Below are 17714 nucleotides of genomic sequence, written 5' to 3'. Positions count from 1 at the left end.
TAATTAGATAACTTTCATATTATATCACAATCCCCTTTAAATGCCGATCGTTTTTCTGTAAACTTATATTAACTCTAAAAAAAGGGATGGAGACAAATGAAACAAATCAAATGGCTTCTATTATTATGTGCATTACTTGCCGTCGTCAGTATGGCGTTTATTGGAGTGTCTGTAGCAGAAAAAAGCATACTGGGAACATGCTTAAGTATTGTGTTCGCCATGGTTTTTATGGGAACAGGATTTACATTAAAACGAAAATTAAACGTGCAATCATAAAATTTATGAAAAGCCTTTTACATTTTACATGTAGAAGGCTTTTATTTTGGGTAAAAACAAGACCAATCACCTATGTAATACTAATGATTCAACTAAAAACTTCATATAGAGTTGGCAAATGTAAGCAATCTGAACTCTCCCATTTTTCGACAAGAACTTTTATAGTTCTCCAAAAACAAACACAAAGTTACATTTTTCCTATTCTTCCACAAAGTTTCTCATGGTATGCTGTTCTTGCAACAAAATTTAACAGAAAAGGGAGAGAAAAGAAGCATGAAGAAGTTTTTGAGCAAATCGCTCAGCTCTGTTGTATTTTTCGCTTTAGCTATCATTTTTACTTTCACAACAGTAGCTCCTGGGCAAGCAAGCGCTGCAACTTTCAAAGGGATTCCTTTTGAGCAGCAACAAATTATTAAAGATTTATTGGAGAAAAACGAGCGTGTTATCAGCATTCTCATCAATTCATTTGTTGAGGAAGACAACAGCTACACATTTGATGTGAAAAAAGCTGTTGAGCTCGGTCTTACTGAAGAAGAAGCGGCGACTGCTGAGAAATTCTTAGATCGCGCAGCTGTTCTTACAATCGTTTTCAGTGAAAGTATCACTAAAAACGAAAAAGGAAAATTAGTTTTTGATGCAGAAAAAGCTGTTGAACTTGGTCTTACTAAAGAAGAAGCAACTAAATTCGAAAAGCTTTTCAAATCAGTGATCAGAATTGCTGATCTTGCTGGTGATGCACTTGTTCTAGACAAAAAAGGAAACGTTGTAATTGATTCTAAAATCGCTAAAGGTCTTGGATTCAGCTCTACTGAATTACTTGTTGTCAACCAATTGCTTAAGAAAATTCCTCAAGAGCAATTAAAAACGTTCTATGATGCAGTTCAAATTGCAAAAGAAAAATTGAACTAAGCTCAAAAACCCCCCATCCGGTTCATCCAGATGGGGGGTTCTTTCTTATATCCAATAAATCAAGAGCATGATGAGATAGACGATACTAAATACGATACTTGCCCGTAATAACAGTTTTCCATAGTAGCGCATTTCAAACTTTCTTTTTTCTTCTTTTTCATCTATGAACGGTATGAATTCTGTTGACTTTGCAATAGAGACTGGTTCTTTCATTTCTTCATATAGATGAAGGCATTTTTTGCATGAACGTAAGTGCTCATCCACTATTTGATTTGTTTGTTCACTCGTATCCCCTTCTATATAAAGTGGTAATAGTTCTTCAATCAAATAACAGCTCATTTGTTGAACTCCTCACAATGTAGCTTTCGTTTCAGCTCTAATCTTGCTCGATGAAGGGTTGTCTTAACTTTAGATAAAGTCCAATTCAAAATTTCCGCTACTTCTTCATACGATAACTCCTGAATATCTCTTAAAATGAGGACTTCTCGGTAAGAATCCTTCAATTGATTGATATGGCTCCAAAGCCTTTGAATATCAGCTTGCGTTTCTAAATGGTCTTCAGATGTCATGAATATCTGCTGCTCTAAAAAGTCAGCTTTTTCTACATCCGTAAATGTTCGTTTTACTTTTCGGCGATAGTCGTTGACAAATGTATGATAAGCAATGGTGTAAAGCCATGTTTTAATGCTTGAATGTCCTTTAAAAGAGGATAACCCATGCAGTGCTTTGATAAATACATCCTGCGCAAGGTCCTTGGCTGTTTCGACATTTCCCGTTCTGCGATATAAATATTTGGTGATTTCCTGAAAATATTCTTCATATATTTTTTCAATTTGATTGGTCGGTCTAGACATCAAAAATAAAACCACACAGTCATCCAAATTGATAAAACGATAAAAAAGAAGTATAACGAAGAAATAAATCACTTCATGCGTTTTAATTCATGATAATCGCTCTGATCCTCAGTGTGGACAGGAGCAAACTCATTTCCCTTAAAAGAATGCTGAAACTGCTTTTCATGCGCCTTCATCCAGTTAGCAGCCTTTTCTCCAAGCTCCCCTTCCTGATACAATTCATATAAATCTTGAAAGATGGCTTGTTTTTCTTTATCTGTCAAAACGTTGCACCTCTTTTGTTCGTCCATTTACTTCATATATTTTCCGCTCATTCGATCCGAAGGTTTGAATGATCACAAACCACGAAATGCTCATTTTCCCCTCTTTGTCGATCATTCTCACCGGCTTGATTTGCTTTTTATAAATGGCATAAGGTTTATACTTTTTGAGGACTTGCTGATAGACTTCATCACGTTCTTGATTCGACACCGTATGCGGTAAAGAAGAGTCTGATTGCCAATTCAACACAATTCCATCGGCATCTCTCGTCACATGAAGTAAATGGGATGACCCGTTAAAAGTATATTGTTTGTGTTCACGAGATCCTGTTTCTTTCTTGACGTCTTTTGACTGTTTCCCTATCATTTCCAACAAATCTTCGTCACTGATATTTTCTTTTTTCTGTTGAAGAATTGCTTTTGATAGCTGTATTTTCAGCAATTCTTTCGTTGAACCATTAAATACAAATGTAGATTGATCGGCTGTCTTTACCTCTACTTCATGCTGCCACTGAAAATAAAAGCCATCAACGTCTGTGATCTGGTAAGCTGGTGGCTGTAAATTTAGCTTTTTATAAATACGATTTATTTTCGTTTTCATTTCTTTGTTTGTTAAATAGATCCGTCTACATCCTTCAATTGAAAGATGGCGTTCCCATATTGCGCATGGCGAAGCGTCTCTTTTTTCCATGTGGCAAACGCTAGGCTCTCCTCTTTATTCTGAGACATTTTTGGCAAAAGAAGAACGCTTGTCTCCCCGTCTTCTTTTTCGACGACGACATGAATGCGGTCTAGATCAATGGAATGGCCGCTTCTTTCAAAAAATTCAATGGTTTTTTTTCTATATTCTTTATCGGTCAAACTCTGACCCTTTACACGACCACTATAAGAATAGCTGTTTAATTCACTTGTAAACGCAGACACATTCACTTCATATTGATCGGCTGCAAACACGTAGTTATAAGAGATCGGCTGCTTAATAGTCGTTGAATATAATGAAATGTCCGCTGGTACAAACTTTGAAGCGAATGCTTTAGCACTTGCTTCAGATAAAGGGCGATATTCTTCTGAAAAAGTATCTGTTAGTTCCGTTTTGGTGAATTGAAACATGATATGTGGAAGATTTAAGATCGGGTTCAGCATCAGCATAAAAAAGACGACAATCCCCCAAGCACCCCACCGTCTCAACTTCCCCTTGTTTTGTAGTAACACACATAACAAATGTAATGTCATAAAGCTTCCTGCAGCCGCTGCTAAAATCACAATGGATTTAAACGAAGATTGTAGCTCATACTTCGAGATAGCAGGATAAAAAATATACAGCAGGGCAGCGAAAATCAGGCCATAGAAAAACAGCAATTCTTTCCACTTCTGATGCCAAAACAAACGAAAGAATAGGTGAAGTACCAAAGCGGCAAAGCCAATCATAAGCAAAATGATGATCAAATCTCTCCATATCAGCTCCGTATCACCGCTGAGAAAGAACTTTTTGCTTTCAACTAACACAATAAATACCGTTTGACATAAAGGCAGAAGTAACACAGATAAATCAAATGCAAAAAAAATGCCCCTATTTTTTAAATAAGGAAGAGAAATCACATAGAAAAGTGATGCAAGTAAGACATATCCATAGATGAGAAATTGCATGAAATCTGTCAGCACTTCAAATGTTTCGATCGTATACTGTCTAGCTAGCACTTGGTGGATCATCTCAAGTGTCATACTCCCTAGCAGAACTACTCTTAATACGATTCCAGCATAAAATAAATAACTACTCTTCTTTTCTTTCCATATGGGAAGTGTAATGAAAAGGACAAATAGTCCAAGCACACACCATTGAATCATGTGGATACTGTACTCATTTAAAATAAAAAACCTTTCAAAATGGAGGGATAAATCACTAAACAAATCAAACATTGCTACACAATCCTTTACATCAAATTAAGGCCTCATTCGTTTAGACATCTGCCTTACCAAAAAGTTTCAGGAAAAACAAAAAATCACTTCATTCTCATGAAGTGATGTTGTTTATTTTTTATTTCCGCTTCCTTTTATGTAATCATGCAAGATTTTTTCACAGACGGATCGATTTCCGGCAACAATGCTATTTTTCTCTAGAAACGTTAAGCGTTCTCCGTGAATATTCGAGTAAACAGCGCCTACCTCATCAAGCAACACACATCCAGCAGCATAATCCCATGGCGCAAGCCTTAACGTGACATATGCGTCGCTTCTTCCGCTTGCAATATAAGCCAGTTCAAGTGCAGCTGATCCAATCGTTCTTGTTCCTCTCACATCGCGTACGAGACGGGCAAACGGCTTAGCGTCAAAATGGGGGCTTTCAATCGCCCATGTTGGGTTAATGCCGACAATGGCTTTTTCAATGGCGACATCTTTTAAAGGCGGGAGTAAGGTATCGTTCATATACGCCCCTTCTCCTTTGACTGCATGATAGAGCTCGTCATGAATGACGTCATAAATAAGACCGATTTTCCCCACACCATTTTCAAATATCCCAATTGAAATGGCAAAATTTCTTTTTTGATGGACAAAGTTCATGGTGCCATCAATTGGATCAATGATCCATACTATCCCGTCAAGAGAGGTCACTTCTTCCCCTTGGCCCTCTTCTCCTAAAATATGATGATCTGAAAATGTCGACTGAATCTTTTCAATGAAGAAACGTTCTGTTTCTTTATCGATGTTTGTGACAAGATCATTTGGATTTGATTTTGTTTCAATTGATAGACCTTCCTGCATGGATGCTTTAATGCGGCTACCCGCTTCTTTTACCCAAAGCTTTGCAAGTCGGTCAATTTCCACCCAGTTTGTCATCGGACTGTAAACCTCTTTTCTATGTAGTACCTATTTGTATTAGCATACTGATATTATGTACGTAAAAGCAAGAAAAAAGCAGCTTCATACAAAAACGAACCGATGAATTGGTTCGTTTTTACCTCACCTTGTTTTACCCTTGAAGCTGCTCCCATTCTTTTCTTAGGCGCTCAAGCTTTCGTTTGCTGCGTTCTACCTGGATATCATCTTTTTGCTCGATGGCTTCATGAAGCGTAGAAAGCTCATAATCAACCTCTAATCTCCACACAGCGATGCGATTCTTCTTCTCTTGTCTATACCCATGCTTCACGATTTGCTTCATTGGTCAACGCCCCTTCCAGAGAATGATTCATTCCTTGTCAGTTTTCATTGATAAAAAATACAATCGATAAGAGAAATGGTTCTTGCTTATATCGTATGAAGCGATCGCATAACCGCAACGACATTCTGAAAATTGTGTTTTTACCTATTTGTTATGTACCACAAAATCGATGTTTTTAAACGCCGCATCAAGGTCCCTGCTATCTTTCTCTTTAAAGTGCATCTTTTTTTGAGCTTGACCCAAGCTATGATAAAATATGATCAGCGAAAAGATACAGGAGGCATAACATGAGTGAAATGCGTTTTAGAGATGAAGATTTTGAAACATTCACAGTAGACGGTTTAGATGAACGTATGACCGTATTAAAAGAGAGAGTCCGTCCAAAGCTTGAAGCACTTGGTGAACATTTTGCACCGCTTCTTTCTTCTATTACAGGAGACGAAATGTTTGTCCACGTGGCAAAACACGCAAGAAGATCAGTCAACCCGCCAAATGACACTTGGGTGGCTTTCGCTAACAGTAAACGTGGGTATAAAAAGCTCCCTCATTTTCAAATTGGGCTTTGGAAAACTCATGTATTTGTATGGTTTGCGCTCATTTATGAATCTCCAGTGAAAGGTGAATATGGGCAATTATTCGAAAAAGAGCTGGACACGATCCAAAAGAAAATACCGCAAGACTTTGTTTGGTCTAAGGATCATATGAAACCGGACGTCCTCCGCCACAGCGAACTTGATGCTGAACAGCTGAGAACACTATTTGAACGTGTTCAAACAGTCAAAAAGGCCGAACTCCTTTGCGGCATCCAGCTTCCTAGAGAAGAGGTTGTTCAAATGAATAATGAAGAATTCTTATCAAAAATTGAAGATGCCTTCCGCACAGTAACTTATCTATACCGCTTTACACAAAAAGAATCTGTATAAAAAACGAGCCTATCTTTATAGGCTCGTTTCAGATTGTTGACAAAGGGCTAAAATGAACTTGATTTTAGCCCTTTGTCTTCTTTTCAGCGTGATAGAAAACCTTTGAAGTCTAGGAAGGACGAGCACTGGCACGGAGCGAATTTGTCATTCGTGAGTACCAGCGCGCAGGACTGACAAAGAATGCGAGGGTTTGTCTACACGCTGAAACGAGCCTATCTTTATAGGCTCGTTTTTTACATCCGTATCATAGCTGTTTCTTCAGCCTCTCTTGCACTTTTCACTGTGCGATAAGGGGAATACCCACTTCCCTTTTCAAACGCCGCACAATGCGTCTTTTCTTCTGCTTTTGATGGTACAACTTCTTTAAATCGTTTATAAGCCTCTAGTAACGCTTGTTTCGCAATTCCTGTTTCATAGGCTTTTTCAACGGCTTGAAAAAATGAAATGACCGCCATCTTTTCTTCAGTTGTCCAGTCGACGTCCATTGGATATTGATATTCCATTTACTTGTCCCTCACTTTAATCCACATTTCTTATTTGAACTTTTATTATAGCATCTGTTTGATCAGAATCCGATTGATTTTATGCTTTACATTCCGATCAGTTCATAATATAATTCTTTTGTTTTATGCAATGAAATCTGCTGTTATTGGGATAATAATAGCAGGTATTTCGATGAAGGTGGGAAAGCAATTGTCACAACATGATACACCCTTATACACTGGACTAAAAAAACACGCTTCAACCAATCCAGTCCAATTTCACATTCCAGGCCATAAAAAAGGAGCCGGAATGGACCCTGAATTTAGAGCATTCATTGGAGACAATGCATTAAGCATTGACCTTATTAATATAGAACCTCTTGATGATTTACATTCGCCTCGAGGAATGATCAAAGAAGCACAGGAGCTTGCAGCAGAAGCATTTGGTGCCGACCATACATTTTTCTCTATACAAGGAACAAGCGGCGCGATCATGACAATGGTGATGACCGTCTGTGGCCCTGGAGACAAAATTATTGTTCCACGTAATGTCCATAAGTCGATTATGTCTGCTATTGTATTTTCTGGTGCAGTACCTGTTTTTATTCACCCAGAAATTGACAAAGAGCTCGGTATCTCTCATGGTATCACGCCAGAGTCAGCTAAAAAAGCGCTGACTAAGCACCCAGATGCGAAAGGGTTGCTTGTGATTAACCCAACGTATTTTGGCATTTCAGCTGATTTAAAAACCATTGTAGAGATTGCTCATTCATATGACGTTCCTGTTCTTGTAGATGAGGCACACGGTGTGCATATTCATTTTCACGATGAGCTTCCATTGTCTGCGATGCAGGCGGGTGCTGATATGGCAGCAACAAGTGTGCATAAACTTGGCGGCTCTCTCACCCAAAGCTCGATTTTAAATATGAAAGAAGGACTTGTTTCAAAGGATCGAGTACAATCTATTTTAAGCATGTTGACAACTACGTCTACTTCTTATTTGCTTTTAGCCTCCCTGGATGTCGCTAGAAAGCGATTAGCGACTGAAGGAAAGGCACTCGCAGATGAAGCCATTCGATTAGCTGAATCAGCAAGAACCCGTTTAAACGAAATTGAAGGTATTACTTGTATTGGTCAAGAAATTCTCGGTTCACCTTCTACTTACGATTATGACCCAACAAAATTAATCATCTCCATTAAAGACCTTGGACTGAATGGCCATGATGTGGAGAAATGGCTGAGAGAAAGCTACCGAATTGAAGTAGAGCTCTCTGACCTATACAATATTTTATGTATCGTGACGCCTGGCGATTGTGATGAGACGATTGATACGCTTGTAACGGCTATGAAGGAAATTGCAGCCACCTCTGCACGTCAAGGCGGCAAACAAGCCGTGACAGAAGTGTTACTGCCTGAAATCCCTTCGCTCGCGATGACGCCGCGTGACGCTTTTTACGCAACAACGGAAGTCATTCCATTTAAAGAAGCGGCTGGCCGGATCATTGCAGAATTTGTCATGGTTTATCCGCCTGGTATTCCTATTTTTATACCAGGAGAAATCATCACAGAAGAAAATATCTCCTATATCTTTAAAAATATCGAAATCGGTCTTCCTGTTCAAGGACCAGAAGATTCCACACTAGATATGATTCGTGTCATTAAAGAACAAAAAGCCATTTTATAAAAAAGAAACATGCAGCCCCAATTGGAGCTGCATGCTTTTTTATTTATTCAGAGGCTTCATCACAGCAATGACAGTGACCACATGTTCCATAAAGTGTTGTCACTTTTTCATTTTCAAATTGATCAATGGTTTCATTGCAATCTTGACAAATAATTGTACCCACGTACATTCCCCTTTTCTTTACTCAAAGTTTGAAAGCGTTTAATCTATTTCATATCTCTATAATATTATGTCACATTTAAGTTGTCAACGGTTAATTGTATGACACATTGAATCATTTTTTATAAATAAATGCTTTTTTCTCATCATATTGAGGAAACGTTTCAATTGTATTTTGCTTCATATCAATTTTGTAACAATTGAGTAACAATCGAAAATTGTCAAAAAGGACGTGATACACTAGAGTGACTAACAGGGAACTGGCTCCTAAAAATGTTGGTACAACCCCAAAGGATTTTGAGGTGAATAGATTGAATTTTATGAGGACCCTTCTCATTATATTCCCTATGCTCTTTGTACTTAGTTCATGCTCATTTGCGTATATCATACCGAATCAGACAGACCAGGTCAGTAATATTCAAAAGCCGAGAATTCTCTTTTTTACTGATGCAGAAAATCTTGATAAAGAAAGTCCTTATTATGATGCAGTGCTCGATTTAAAAAATGAATATCCGAAGGAAATGTCCAAGATGATTGTGAAAGAAGATCGTACAGGCTGGAAAAATGAAGTAGACGAACTGCCGGCTATTTTACTTGTCAATAATGAAAAGGTCATTGTGAAGGTGGAAGGTAATGTCCGAAGTAAAGAGGATATCTTATCACCCATATGCCAAGCATTAGATCGAGTGAATACAAATTAACGGTTCGACTTTGCACTTATATATCCATATGAAAGAATCCCTCAGCTCATGAGGGTTTTTCTTTTTCAGCGACGTTTCACATACATAAAAAACCCCTCTCCGTGTGGAGAGGGGTTAAACGTTCATTATTTTACGATATGGATTGGGCTTCCGATTGCTACTTCAGCCGTTTCCATTGTGATTTCACCTAAAGTTGGGTGAGCGTGAATTGTCATTGCGATATCTTCAGCCGTCACACCAGCTTCAATTGCAAGGCTAAGCTCTGAAATCATATCAGAAGCACCAACACCTGCGATTTGTGCACCTATCACTAGACCATCCTCTTTACGAGTGATCATTTTCATGAAGCCATCAGTTGCATCAAGAGAAAGTGCACGTCCGTTCGCTGCGAATGGGAATTTCGCTGCAACGATGTCGATTCCTTCTTCTTTCGCTTCTGCTTCAGTATATCCAACAGTTGCAAGTTCTGGCTCTGAGAATACAACAGCAGGAATACCGAGGTAATCAATTTCAGCTGGCTCTCCAGCGATTGCTTCAGCAGCAATTTTACCTTCGTAAGAAGCTTTGTGTGCAAGTGGTGGTCCATCAACGATGTCACCAATTGCATAGATGTTTGAAACGCTTGTACGGCATTGTTTGTCAGTTTTGACAACTCCGCGGTCTGTCAATTCAACACCAACCTGCTCAAGGCCAAGCTCATCTGTGTTTGGACGACGACCAACAGTCACAAGTACGTAGTCAGCATCGACAGTTTTTTCTTCACCTTTTACTTCAAAAGTAACAGTGACACCGTCAGATTTTTCTTCAACACCTTTTGCAAGAGCGTTTGTATGAATTTCAACGTTTCCTTTTTTCTTCAGGTTACGTTTCACTAAAGAACTCATTTGCTTTTCAAAACCTGGAAGGATTTCGTCTCCACCTTCAAGGATGACAACTTCAGTTCCAAAGTTCGCATAAGCAGTACCAAGCTCAGTACCGATGTATCCACCACCGATGACAACTAACTTTTTAGGTACTTCTTTAAGCGCTAAAGCACCAGTTGAGTTGATCACGCGGTCTGTGTATTTAAATGTAGGCAATTCGATTGGACGAGATCCAGTTGCAAGAATTGCATTTTTAAATGTATAAGTCTGCGCTGAATTTTCATCCATGACACGTACAGAGTTGCTGTCTACGAAATAAGCTTCACCTTTGACGATGTCTACTTTATTTCCTTTTAGAAGACCTTGAACTCCACCTGTTAATTTGTTTACAACAGAAGCTTTCCACTCTTGAACTTTTGTGAAATCAACTGTTACGTTTTCAGCTTTGATACCCATGTCTTCAGAATGCTTTGCATTCTCGAAACGATGTCCAGCATTGATCAATGCTTTTGAAGGGATACAGCCGACGTTTAGACATACGCCGCCAAGTGTTCCTTTTTCAACGATTGTTACTTTTTGTCCTAGCTGTGCAGCACGAATAGCAGCTACATATCCACCAGGACCTGCACCGATGACAAGAGTATCTGTTTCGATTGGGAAATCTCCTACTACCATGAATTTACGCCTCCATTAAAATTAATTGTGGATCATTCAATAAACGCTTGATGTGGTTAAGGGCATTTTGCGCAGTAGCTCCATCAATCATACGGTGGTCAAAGCTTAGGGAAAGAGCTAAGACTGGAGCTGCAACGATTTCGCCATCACGAACAACCGCTTTTTCAGCGATACGGCCAATACCAAGGATCGCTACTTCTGGGTGGTTGATGACTGGAGTAAACCATTGTCCACCAGCAGAACCGATGTTTGTGATTGTGCAAGATGCACCTTTCATTTCAGCTGGAGCCAATTTACCATCACGTGCTTTTGTTGCAAGCTCGTTGATTTCGTTCGATACTTCGAAAATCGCTTTGCGATCTGCATTTTTCACAACTGGAACGAGCAAGCCTTTTTCAGTATCAGCTGCAATTCCGATGTTGTAGTAATGCTTTTGAACAACTTCATCTGTTTTATCATCGATAGAAGTGTTAAGTACTGGGTACTTTTTCAAAGCAGAAGTTAGAGCTTTTACAACGTAAGGCAAGTAAGTTAACTTGATTCCTTGATCAGCTGCAACTTGTTTGAATTGTTTACGATGTGCAACAAGGTTTGTTACATCAACTTCATCCATTAATGTTACGTGAGGAGCTGTGTGCTTAGAGTTCACCATTGCTTTCGCGATCGCTTTGCGGATTCCGCTCATTTTCTCGCGAGTTTCTGGGAATTCTCCTTCTAGAACTGGAGCTGCTGCCGCTTTTGGAGCTGCTTCTTCTTTCGCACTTTCAGCTGCTTGAGGTGCTGCTTCTTGAGCTGCAGAACCGCCATTAAGGAAGCTGTCGATATCTTCTTTTAGCACGCGGCCATTTTTACCAGTACCTGCAACTTTGTAAATTTCAACGCCTTTTTCACGCGCATATTTACGTACAGATGGCATAGCAATAACACGTTTGTTAGGATCAGCATCTACTTGCTCTTGTGCGCCAGCACCAGTTGCTGCCGCTTCTTCTTGAGCAACTTCTTTCTTTTCAGGCTCGTTACCAGCTTCAGCAGTACCTTGTACTTGAGCTTCAGTTTTCGCTTCGCCTTCTTCTTCGCTGCCTTTAAATTGAAGATTTTCGTAACCAGGTGCATCAAACGTAATGATTGTTTGTCCTACAGTTGCAACTGTTCCCTCTTCAACTTTTAATTCTAATACTTTTCCTTTAACAGGTGAAGGAATTTCTACAACTGCTTTATCATTTTGTACCTCTGCTAAAACGTCATCTTCATTGATTTCGTCGTTTGGTTTTACAAACCACTTAACGATCTCACCTTCGTGGATACCTTCTCCGATGTCCGGAAGTTTAAATTCAAATGCCACTGTTTTTCGCCTCCTAGATTATGTTAAACCCTTGTTCTGTCAACATTACACGGTCATGTAATTGATAAAGGGGAAGAGAAATAAATTCTTTTCCCCTCTGTCATTTAATTAAAATTCAAGAACTTTCTTAGCTGTTTCAAGCACGTCTTTATGGTTTGGAAGCCATACGCTCTCAGCTTGAGAGAAAGCAAATACAGTATCAGGTGCAGCTACACGAAGTACTGGTGCTTCTAGGCTAAGAATTGCTCTATCATTGATTTCAGCTACTACGTTTGCTGCAATACCAGCTTGTTTTTGTGCTTCTTGAACAACGATCGCACGGCCTGTTTTTTCAACAGAAGCGATGATTGTTTCAATATCAAGCGGGCTCACTGTACGAAGGTCGACGACCTCAGCAGAAACGCCTTCTTTTTCAAGCTCTTCAGCAGCTTTAAGTGATTCGTGAACCATTGCACCGTAAGTGATGATTGAAAGGTCAGAACCTTCACGTTTCACGTCAGCTTTACCGATTTCAATTGTGTACTCTTCTTCAGGAACTTCCTGACGGAAAGAACGATAAAGTTTCATATGCTCAAGGAATACAACCGGATCGTTGTCACGGATTGCAGAAATTAATAGTCCTTTTGCATCGTAAGGTGTTGAAGGAATAACAACCTTAATACCAGGCTGTTGTGCAATAAGACCTTCTAAGCTGTCAGCGTGAAGCTCAGGTGTGTGAACTCCTCCGCCAAATGGAGAACGGATTGTCACTGGAGAATGCCAGCGTCCACCAGAACGGTAACGCATACGAGCCATTTGTCCAGAAACAGAATCTAATACTTCGTAAACGAATCCGAAGAATTGAATTTCCATTACTGGGCGGAATTCTTGTAGTCCAAGGCCAATTGCAAGACCGCCAATACCAGATTCAGCAAGTGGAGTATCGAATACACGATCCTCACCAAACTCTTTTTGCAATCCTTCAGTCGCACGGAATACGCCGCCGTTTTTACCAACGTCTTCTCCGAAAACGAGAACGTTTTCGTCATTTTTCAGTTCTGTGCGTAACGCATCAGTGATCGCTTGAATCAATGTCATTTGCGCCATGGCTTACTTCGACTCCTTCTGTTTGTAAATTTCAAGCTGTTCAACCAAGTTGAATGGTTTCACATCGTACATGTTTTCAATCAAATCAGTGACTTTCTGCTTAGGCTGTTCGTCAGCTTCTTTGATTGCTTGTTTGATTTGTTCTTTTGCATCTTCGATGACTTTATTCTCTTCTTCTTCAGACCAAAGGCCTTTGTTTTCCAAGAATTTGCGGTAGCGTACCAATGGATCTTTTTGCTCCCACTCATTTTCATCTTCTTTTGTACGATATCTTGTTGGATCGTCACCAGCCATTGTATGTGGGCCGTAACGGAATGTAAGAGTTTCAATTAATGTTGGACCTTCACCATTTACAGCACGCTCACGAGCTTCAGCAGTCGCTGCATATACAGCTAATGCATCCATACCGTCAACTTGTACGCCTACGATACCAGCTGCAGCTGCTTTTTGTGCAATCGTCTGTGCAGCAGATTGCTTTTCAACAGGTGTAGAGATCGCATATCTGTTGTTTTGGACAACAAAAATCGCTGGCGCTTTGTAAGCCCCTGCAAAGTTAATACCTTCGTAGAAATCACCTTGTGAAGCTCCACCATCACCAGTGTAAGTGATTGCAACAGCATTTTTACCGCGCTTTTTCAAACCAAGAGCTACACCAGCAGCTTGAATGATTTGTGCACCGATAATGATTTGCGGAGAAAGTGCATTCACATCTTCAGGCATTTGGTTCCCAACAAAGTGTCCACGAGAGAACAAGAATGCTTTTGTTAGTGGAAGACCATGCCAGATTAATTGTGGTACATCACGATATCCTGGAAGAATGAAATCTTCTTTCTCAAGTGCAAAGTGAGTTGCAAGCTGAGAAGCTTCTTGTCCAGCTGTTGGCGCATAGAAGCCAAGACGTCCTTGACGGTTCAATGAAATTGAACGTTGATCTAATACACGTGTAAACACCATACGGCGCATTAATTCTTTTAATTGGTCATCTGAAAGATCTGGCATTGCCGCTTCGTTTACGACTTCGCCTTTTTCGTTTAAAATTTGGAACGTTTCAAACTGCTTTTTGATGGCATCGAATTGCTTTTTGCTATCAACAATTGCTTTTTTTGTTTTTGCAGCCATTCTAAAGTCACCTCTTCCTTTCTTTTAACAGTCAATTTGTCGTGAATCCATTTATACATACAGATATAGGATAACCCAAAATGCTCATATGACTCCTGTATATAATAGCCACACAGATCATTGTCGAAACATTGGATGACCGTTTGCTTTTGAGTTTTTTCTAACTGTATTAACGATAGTTCACAAAAAACTAATACAACTTCTGTTAACAAGGAATAGTTTACAACAAGAAAAATAGTCCGTCAATTGATTTAACGGCTTTATTTAAATAAATGTATTCGCTTTACTTTTTATGGTGACCTGTATCAATCTGTTTAATCAATAACACAAACTGTACTAGTATAGAGTGTGTTACTGTACTACAATAGCACATGTTTGTTTTTGTCGAAAAATAAAAAAAGAGCTATTTTCAGCTCTTTTGATCATGATGGACAAAGGGCTAAAATGAACTTCATTTTAACCCTTTCTCTTCTTTTCAGTTTGACATCTTGGAAAAACGAGTAACGACACGCAGCACTTTGTAAGTAGCAGCGGTAAACAGAACAACAAATATGCTAGTACTGTTTTTAACTGTTTTGTGATTCTTTCTGAGCCGTTTTGTATAAAGCTTGTTTATATTCATTCAATTGATCTGTATATTGATTGAACTTCTTGCTTTCTTTTCTAACTTTACTATAGGAACGATTGACTGTTTTCAGTTTGGATTTCAGCTCAGCGTATCCTAAGTCTTTTCTTTTTAAAGATTCATACAAGTGCTTGTCTTGTTTCAGCGCCTTTTGATACTCACGGTAAAGCTGATCATATGATGCATATCTTTTTTCAATTGATTTCACTGTTTGATCTGCTTTGTCTTTTACTTCCGCACCTTTTATCTGTCCAGCGAATTCTTTTACAGATTGAAATTCTTTTTTCGATTGATCCATGCTGCCTTTTTCTGTTTTTAAATGTTCTTCCCGCTTCTCTGCCGATGCTAATGCTTGATCAGACAAGCTTGAGACTGTTTTTGTGTGGTCTTTTGTTGTTTGAATCATTTTTTTATACAACTGCTGCTCTTTTTCCTCATAGCTTTGCAGTGCGCCTTGTTCTTTTTCAAAGGTTGCTTCTTTTTCGCTCATTTTCGTCATGGCATCTTGCATCTCATGAAGCGGATTTTGACCTCCGCAGCCAGCAAGCAAAAGGGTACATATCCCCGCTAAAGCTGCACCTGCTTTTATTCTTCTTTTCATCTGTTTCAATTACAAGGTCCCCCTTTACATCTCCACATACCACTATAATTTTTCAGGACGGTTGTGACAAGGAAAGAGACTGGTTTTTTGAGGGAAAAGAAGATTTTTTTCATGCTCTAGGCTTATGACTATACAAATAGTGCATTCATACATAGTTTATATTACACGCTTCGCCTTCACTTATGAGAGGCCGAGTGTATTTCCAAAGGAGGTCAAAAGTATGTCTAATTATAGTCATGGAAGTATGTATGGTGGATACGGCGGTTACGGTTATGGATACGGCGGCGGTTGTTGCTATCCAAGTTATGGTGGTGGATACGGTTGCGGTTACGGTGGTGGACGTACATTCGCTTTAATCGTCGTCCTATTCATTCTATTGATCATTGTTGGCGCAGCATTCTTAGGCGGCGGTGGCTGCTGCTAATGGCTGAATAAGCCTCTGACCGGTCTCATACGACCGGTCTTCTTTATTTCATTGCATATGTTGTGTATCATTTTATATACTTTACATACAAAGGAAATAGGAGTGAAGTTTTGTGATTACCATGGATGATATCGTACGAGACGGGCATCCCGTCTTAAGACAAACAGCTGAAGCGGTTGAACTCCCGCCAACAGAGGAAGAAAAACAGCAATTAGCTGACATGATTGAATTTGTCAAAAACAGTCAGGATGCTGACATTGCTGAAAAATACGAACTTAGACCCGGTGTTGGCTTGGCAGCTCCGCAAATCAATATCAGTAAACGAATGATCGCTGTTCACTGTGAAGACGAAGGCGGAGAACTTTACAGCTATGCATTATTCAACCCTCGCATTGTCAGCCATTCAGTCAAAAGAGCTTATTTAGCTACTGGAGAAGGCTGTTTATCAGTTGATGAAGCCATCCCTGGATTTGTCCCGCGCTATGAAAAAATCAGGGTGAAAGGTACAACGCTTGAAGGTGAAGACATTGATATTCGCCTAAAAGGGTTTCCGGCCATCGTTTTTCAGCATGAAATTGACCATTTAAATGGCATTATGTTTTATGATCATATTCAAAAAGATCATCCATTCGCCGAGCCAGACAACGCAGTTGCGATCGGCAGATCATAAAATAAAAACAAGACCCGTCCATCAGCGGGTCTTGTTTTTTATTCTTCAATAAGGCCTAATTCAGTCACAGCGTGGAATATGCCGTCCTCATCTACAGGTTTGGTGACAAAGTCAGCTAATGTTTTTAATTCATTGACTGCATTCCCCATCGCAACGCCTGTTCCAGCAAACGAAATCATTTCTCGATCGTTCAGCCCGTCACCGAAGGCAATTGTGTCCTTTTGATCGTACGGAAGTCTTTCAATGACTCGTTTAATTCCTTCAGCCTTTGATCCACCTTTTGGCAGGACATCGGTAGCCAGTTCATGCCACCTGACTAGATCAATTTCTTCACGGAACGATTCATATTGGTATTCCTCTTCTGCTTTACAAAATAGCAGCATTTGATAAATGACGTTTTCTTTAAAGAATGACAAATCGTGCTCGGGATGCTCTGTTTTTAAAGTGCCAATCCCTTCATGGATAAATGGATGGTTCGGCACAGACGCCTTCATCGTCTTCTCTCCCATGAAAACAAGCGGATGATCATGTTGATCCGCTGTTTCATAAATTTTATCCATCAGCTCTTGCTTAAGAGGATTGCCGTAAATGACTTCTCCTTCGTACATGACATACTGACCGTTATAAGCAATAAATGAGTCAAGCCCTATTTCTTCTAAAATAGGCTGGATGAGAAAAGGCGAACGGCCAGATGCAATGAAGAGATGATGCCCTTTTTCTTTTAATAAACGAACAGCTCGCTTCGTTGATTCAGGTATTTTTTTATCATGGTCATATAAAGTACCGTCGATATCAAAGAAGATGACTTTTTTATTCATATCTCGTCTCCTGTCTCTTGTTATGTATACCCTCTCCCCTTCATCATACAGAAAGATCTTCACTGACGAAACCACTTCCTCTTAAA

At 39.5% G+C, this 17714-nt stretch carries 22 protein-coding genes; 7 read left to right on the top strand and 15 right to left on the bottom strand.

Annotated features, from left to right (window positions below):
* Window positions 1–96 precede the first annotated feature (96 nt).
* Both NST57_RS07760 and NST57_RS07755 read left to right on the top strand, forming a co-directional pair.
* The gene (locus NST57_RS07760; RefSeq protein WP_142154952.1) at window positions 97–276 is read left to right on the top strand and encodes a DUF5325 family protein; all 180 of its coding nucleotides are present in this window, start codon (window positions 97–99) and stop codon (window positions 274–276) included.
* 273 nt (window positions 277–549) lie between these two features.
* Entirely contained in the window at window positions 550–1185 is a 636-nt protein-coding gene (locus NST57_RS07755) for a hypothetical protein (RefSeq protein WP_142154951.1), read from the top strand.
* A gap of 45 nt (window positions 1186–1230) precedes the next feature.
* Here NST57_RS07755 and NST57_RS07750 read toward each other — a convergent pair whose 3' ends face one another.
* The 7 genes from NST57_RS07750 to NST57_RS07720 form a co-directional block, all read right to left on the bottom strand.
* Window positions 1231–1524 carry an anti-sigma factor family protein gene (locus tag NST57_RS07750; protein WP_341298355.1) on the bottom strand — a complete coding sequence of 98 codons (294 nt, stop codon included), beginning with the start codon at window positions 1522–1524 and terminating at the stop codon, window positions 1231–1233.
* Window positions 1521–2039 (bottom strand): sigma-70 family RNA polymerase sigma factor, encoded by a 519-nt coding sequence (locus tag NST57_RS07745; RefSeq protein ID WP_341299200.1) that lies wholly within the window; start codon window positions 2037–2039, stop codon window positions 1521–1523. The genes NST57_RS07750 and NST57_RS07745 overlap by 4 nt, the downstream gene beginning before the upstream one ends.
* 68 nt (window positions 2040–2107) lie before the next feature.
* Entirely contained in the window at window positions 2108–2302 is a 195-nt protein-coding gene (locus NST57_RS07740) for a hypothetical protein (protein WP_341298354.1), read from the bottom strand.
* Window positions 2292–2900 carry a hypothetical protein gene (locus NST57_RS07735; protein WP_341298353.1) on the bottom strand — a complete coding sequence of 203 codons (609 nt, stop codon included), beginning with the start codon at window positions 2898–2900 and terminating at the stop codon, window positions 2292–2294. The genes NST57_RS07740 and NST57_RS07735 overlap by 11 nt, the downstream gene beginning before the upstream one ends.
* 11 nt (window positions 2901–2911) lie before the next feature.
* Entirely contained in the window at window positions 2912–4144 is a 1233-nt protein-coding gene (locus NST57_RS07730; RefSeq protein WP_341298352.1) for a hypothetical protein, read from the bottom strand.
* A gap of 183 nt (window positions 4145–4327) precedes the next feature.
* A complete protein-coding gene (locus tag NST57_RS07725) occupies window positions 4328–5134 on the bottom strand; it encodes an inositol monophosphatase family protein (protein WP_041507356.1) in 807 nt (268 codons plus the stop codon).
* A 133-nt stretch (window positions 5135–5267) separates the two neighbouring features.
* On the bottom strand, window positions 5268–5456 hold the full coding sequence (locus tag NST57_RS07720; protein ID WP_008345085.1) for a hypothetical protein: 189 nt from the start codon (window positions 5454–5456) through the stop codon (window positions 5268–5270).
* 287 nt (window positions 5457–5743) lie between these two features.
* Here NST57_RS07720 and NST57_RS07715 point away from each other — a divergent pair, with 287 nt between their 5' ends.
* Entirely contained in the window at window positions 5744–6379 is a 636-nt protein-coding gene (locus tag NST57_RS07715) for a DUF1054 domain-containing protein (RefSeq protein ID WP_008345087.1), read from the top strand.
* A gap of 233 nt (window positions 6380–6612) precedes the next feature.
* Here the strand turns inward: NST57_RS07715 and NST57_RS07710 are convergent, their stop codons facing one another.
* Window positions 6613–6882 carry a UPF0223 family protein gene (locus NST57_RS07710; protein WP_008345089.1) on the bottom strand — a complete coding sequence of 90 codons (270 nt, stop codon included), beginning with the start codon at window positions 6880–6882 and terminating at the stop codon, window positions 6613–6615.
* A gap of 190 nt (window positions 6883–7072) precedes the next feature.
* Between NST57_RS07710 and NST57_RS07705 the strand changes: the two genes are divergently transcribed.
* Window positions 7073–8545: an aminotransferase class I/II-fold pyridoxal phosphate-dependent enzyme gene (locus NST57_RS07705; RefSeq protein ID WP_142154944.1), complete on the top strand. Its 1473-nt coding sequence runs from the start codon at window positions 7073–7075 to the stop codon at window positions 8543–8545.
* A 43-nt stretch (window positions 8546–8588) separates the two neighbouring features.
* Here NST57_RS07705 and NST57_RS07700 read toward each other — a convergent pair whose 3' ends face one another.
* Complete coding sequence (locus NST57_RS07700) at window positions 8589–8708, bottom strand: GapA-binding peptide SR1P (protein WP_003212464.1); 120 nt, start codon at window positions 8706–8708, stop codon at window positions 8589–8591.
* 316 nt (window positions 8709–9024) lie between these two features.
* On the opposite strand from NST57_RS07700, the gene NST57_RS07695 reads away from it, so the two are divergent.
* Window positions 9025–9405, top strand: coding sequence for a hypothetical protein (locus tag NST57_RS07695; RefSeq protein ID WP_341299199.1), 381 nt, complete (start codon window positions 9025–9027; stop codon window positions 9403–9405).
* Between the two features lie 125 nt (window positions 9406–9530).
* Here the strand turns inward: NST57_RS07695 and lpdA are convergent, their stop codons facing one another.
* The 5 genes from lpdA to NST57_RS07670 all read right to left on the bottom strand — a co-directional run bounded on the left by lpdA (window position 9531) and on the right by NST57_RS07670 (window position 15725).
* Complete coding sequence (gene lpdA, locus NST57_RS07690) at window positions 9531–10943, bottom strand: dihydrolipoyl dehydrogenase (RefSeq protein ID WP_003211097.1); 1413 nt, start codon at window positions 10941–10943, stop codon at window positions 9531–9533.
* Between the two features lie 4 nt (window positions 10944–10947).
* Window positions 10948–12285, bottom strand: a complete 1338-nt coding sequence (locus tag NST57_RS07685; protein ID WP_142154942.1) for a 2-oxo acid dehydrogenase subunit E2 — start codon at window positions 12283–12285, stop codon at window positions 10948–10950.
* Between the two features lie 108 nt (window positions 12286–12393).
* Window positions 12394–13371, bottom strand: coding sequence for a pyruvate dehydrogenase complex E1 component subunit beta (gene pdhB, locus NST57_RS07680; protein WP_007498597.1), 978 nt, complete (start codon window positions 13369–13371; stop codon window positions 12394–12396).
* Between the two features lie 3 nt (window positions 13372–13374).
* Complete coding sequence (pdhA, locus tag NST57_RS07675) at window positions 13375–14490, bottom strand: pyruvate dehydrogenase (acetyl-transferring) E1 component subunit alpha (RefSeq protein ID WP_007498599.1); 1116 nt, start codon at window positions 14488–14490, stop codon at window positions 13375–13377.
* A gap of 566 nt (window positions 14491–15056) precedes the next feature.
* Complete coding sequence (locus NST57_RS07670; RefSeq protein ID WP_341298351.1) at window positions 15057–15725, bottom strand: YkyA family protein; 669 nt, start codon at window positions 15723–15725, stop codon at window positions 15057–15059.
* Between the two features lie 235 nt (window positions 15726–15960).
* On the opposite strand from NST57_RS07670, the gene NST57_RS07665 reads away from it, so the two are divergent.
* Window positions 15961–16140 (top strand): YjcZ family sporulation protein, encoded by a 180-nt coding sequence (locus tag NST57_RS07665; RefSeq protein ID WP_026050085.1) that lies wholly within the window; start codon window positions 15961–15963, stop codon window positions 16138–16140.
* 112 nt (window positions 16141–16252) lie between these two features.
* Window positions 16253–16810, top strand: a complete 558-nt coding sequence (def, locus tag NST57_RS07660) for a peptide deformylase (protein ID WP_008345111.1) — start codon at window positions 16253–16255, stop codon at window positions 16808–16810.
* 38 nt (window positions 16811–16848) lie between these two features.
* Here def and NST57_RS07655 read toward each other — a convergent pair whose 3' ends face one another.
* The gene (locus NST57_RS07655; RefSeq protein ID WP_142154939.1) at window positions 16849–17628 is read right to left on the bottom strand and encodes a Cof-type HAD-IIB family hydrolase; all 780 of its coding nucleotides are present in this window, start codon (window positions 17626–17628) and stop codon (window positions 16849–16851) included.
* Between the last annotated feature and the right edge of the window lie 86 nt (window positions 17629–17714).

It is taken from the genome of Bacillus sp. FSL M8-0077 (assembly GCF_038050255.1).
Classification (GTDB): domain Bacteria; phylum Bacillota; class Bacilli; order Bacillales; family Bacillaceae; genus Bacillus; species Bacillus altitudinis.
This window is presented reverse-complemented; position numbering and strand designations above follow the sequence as displayed.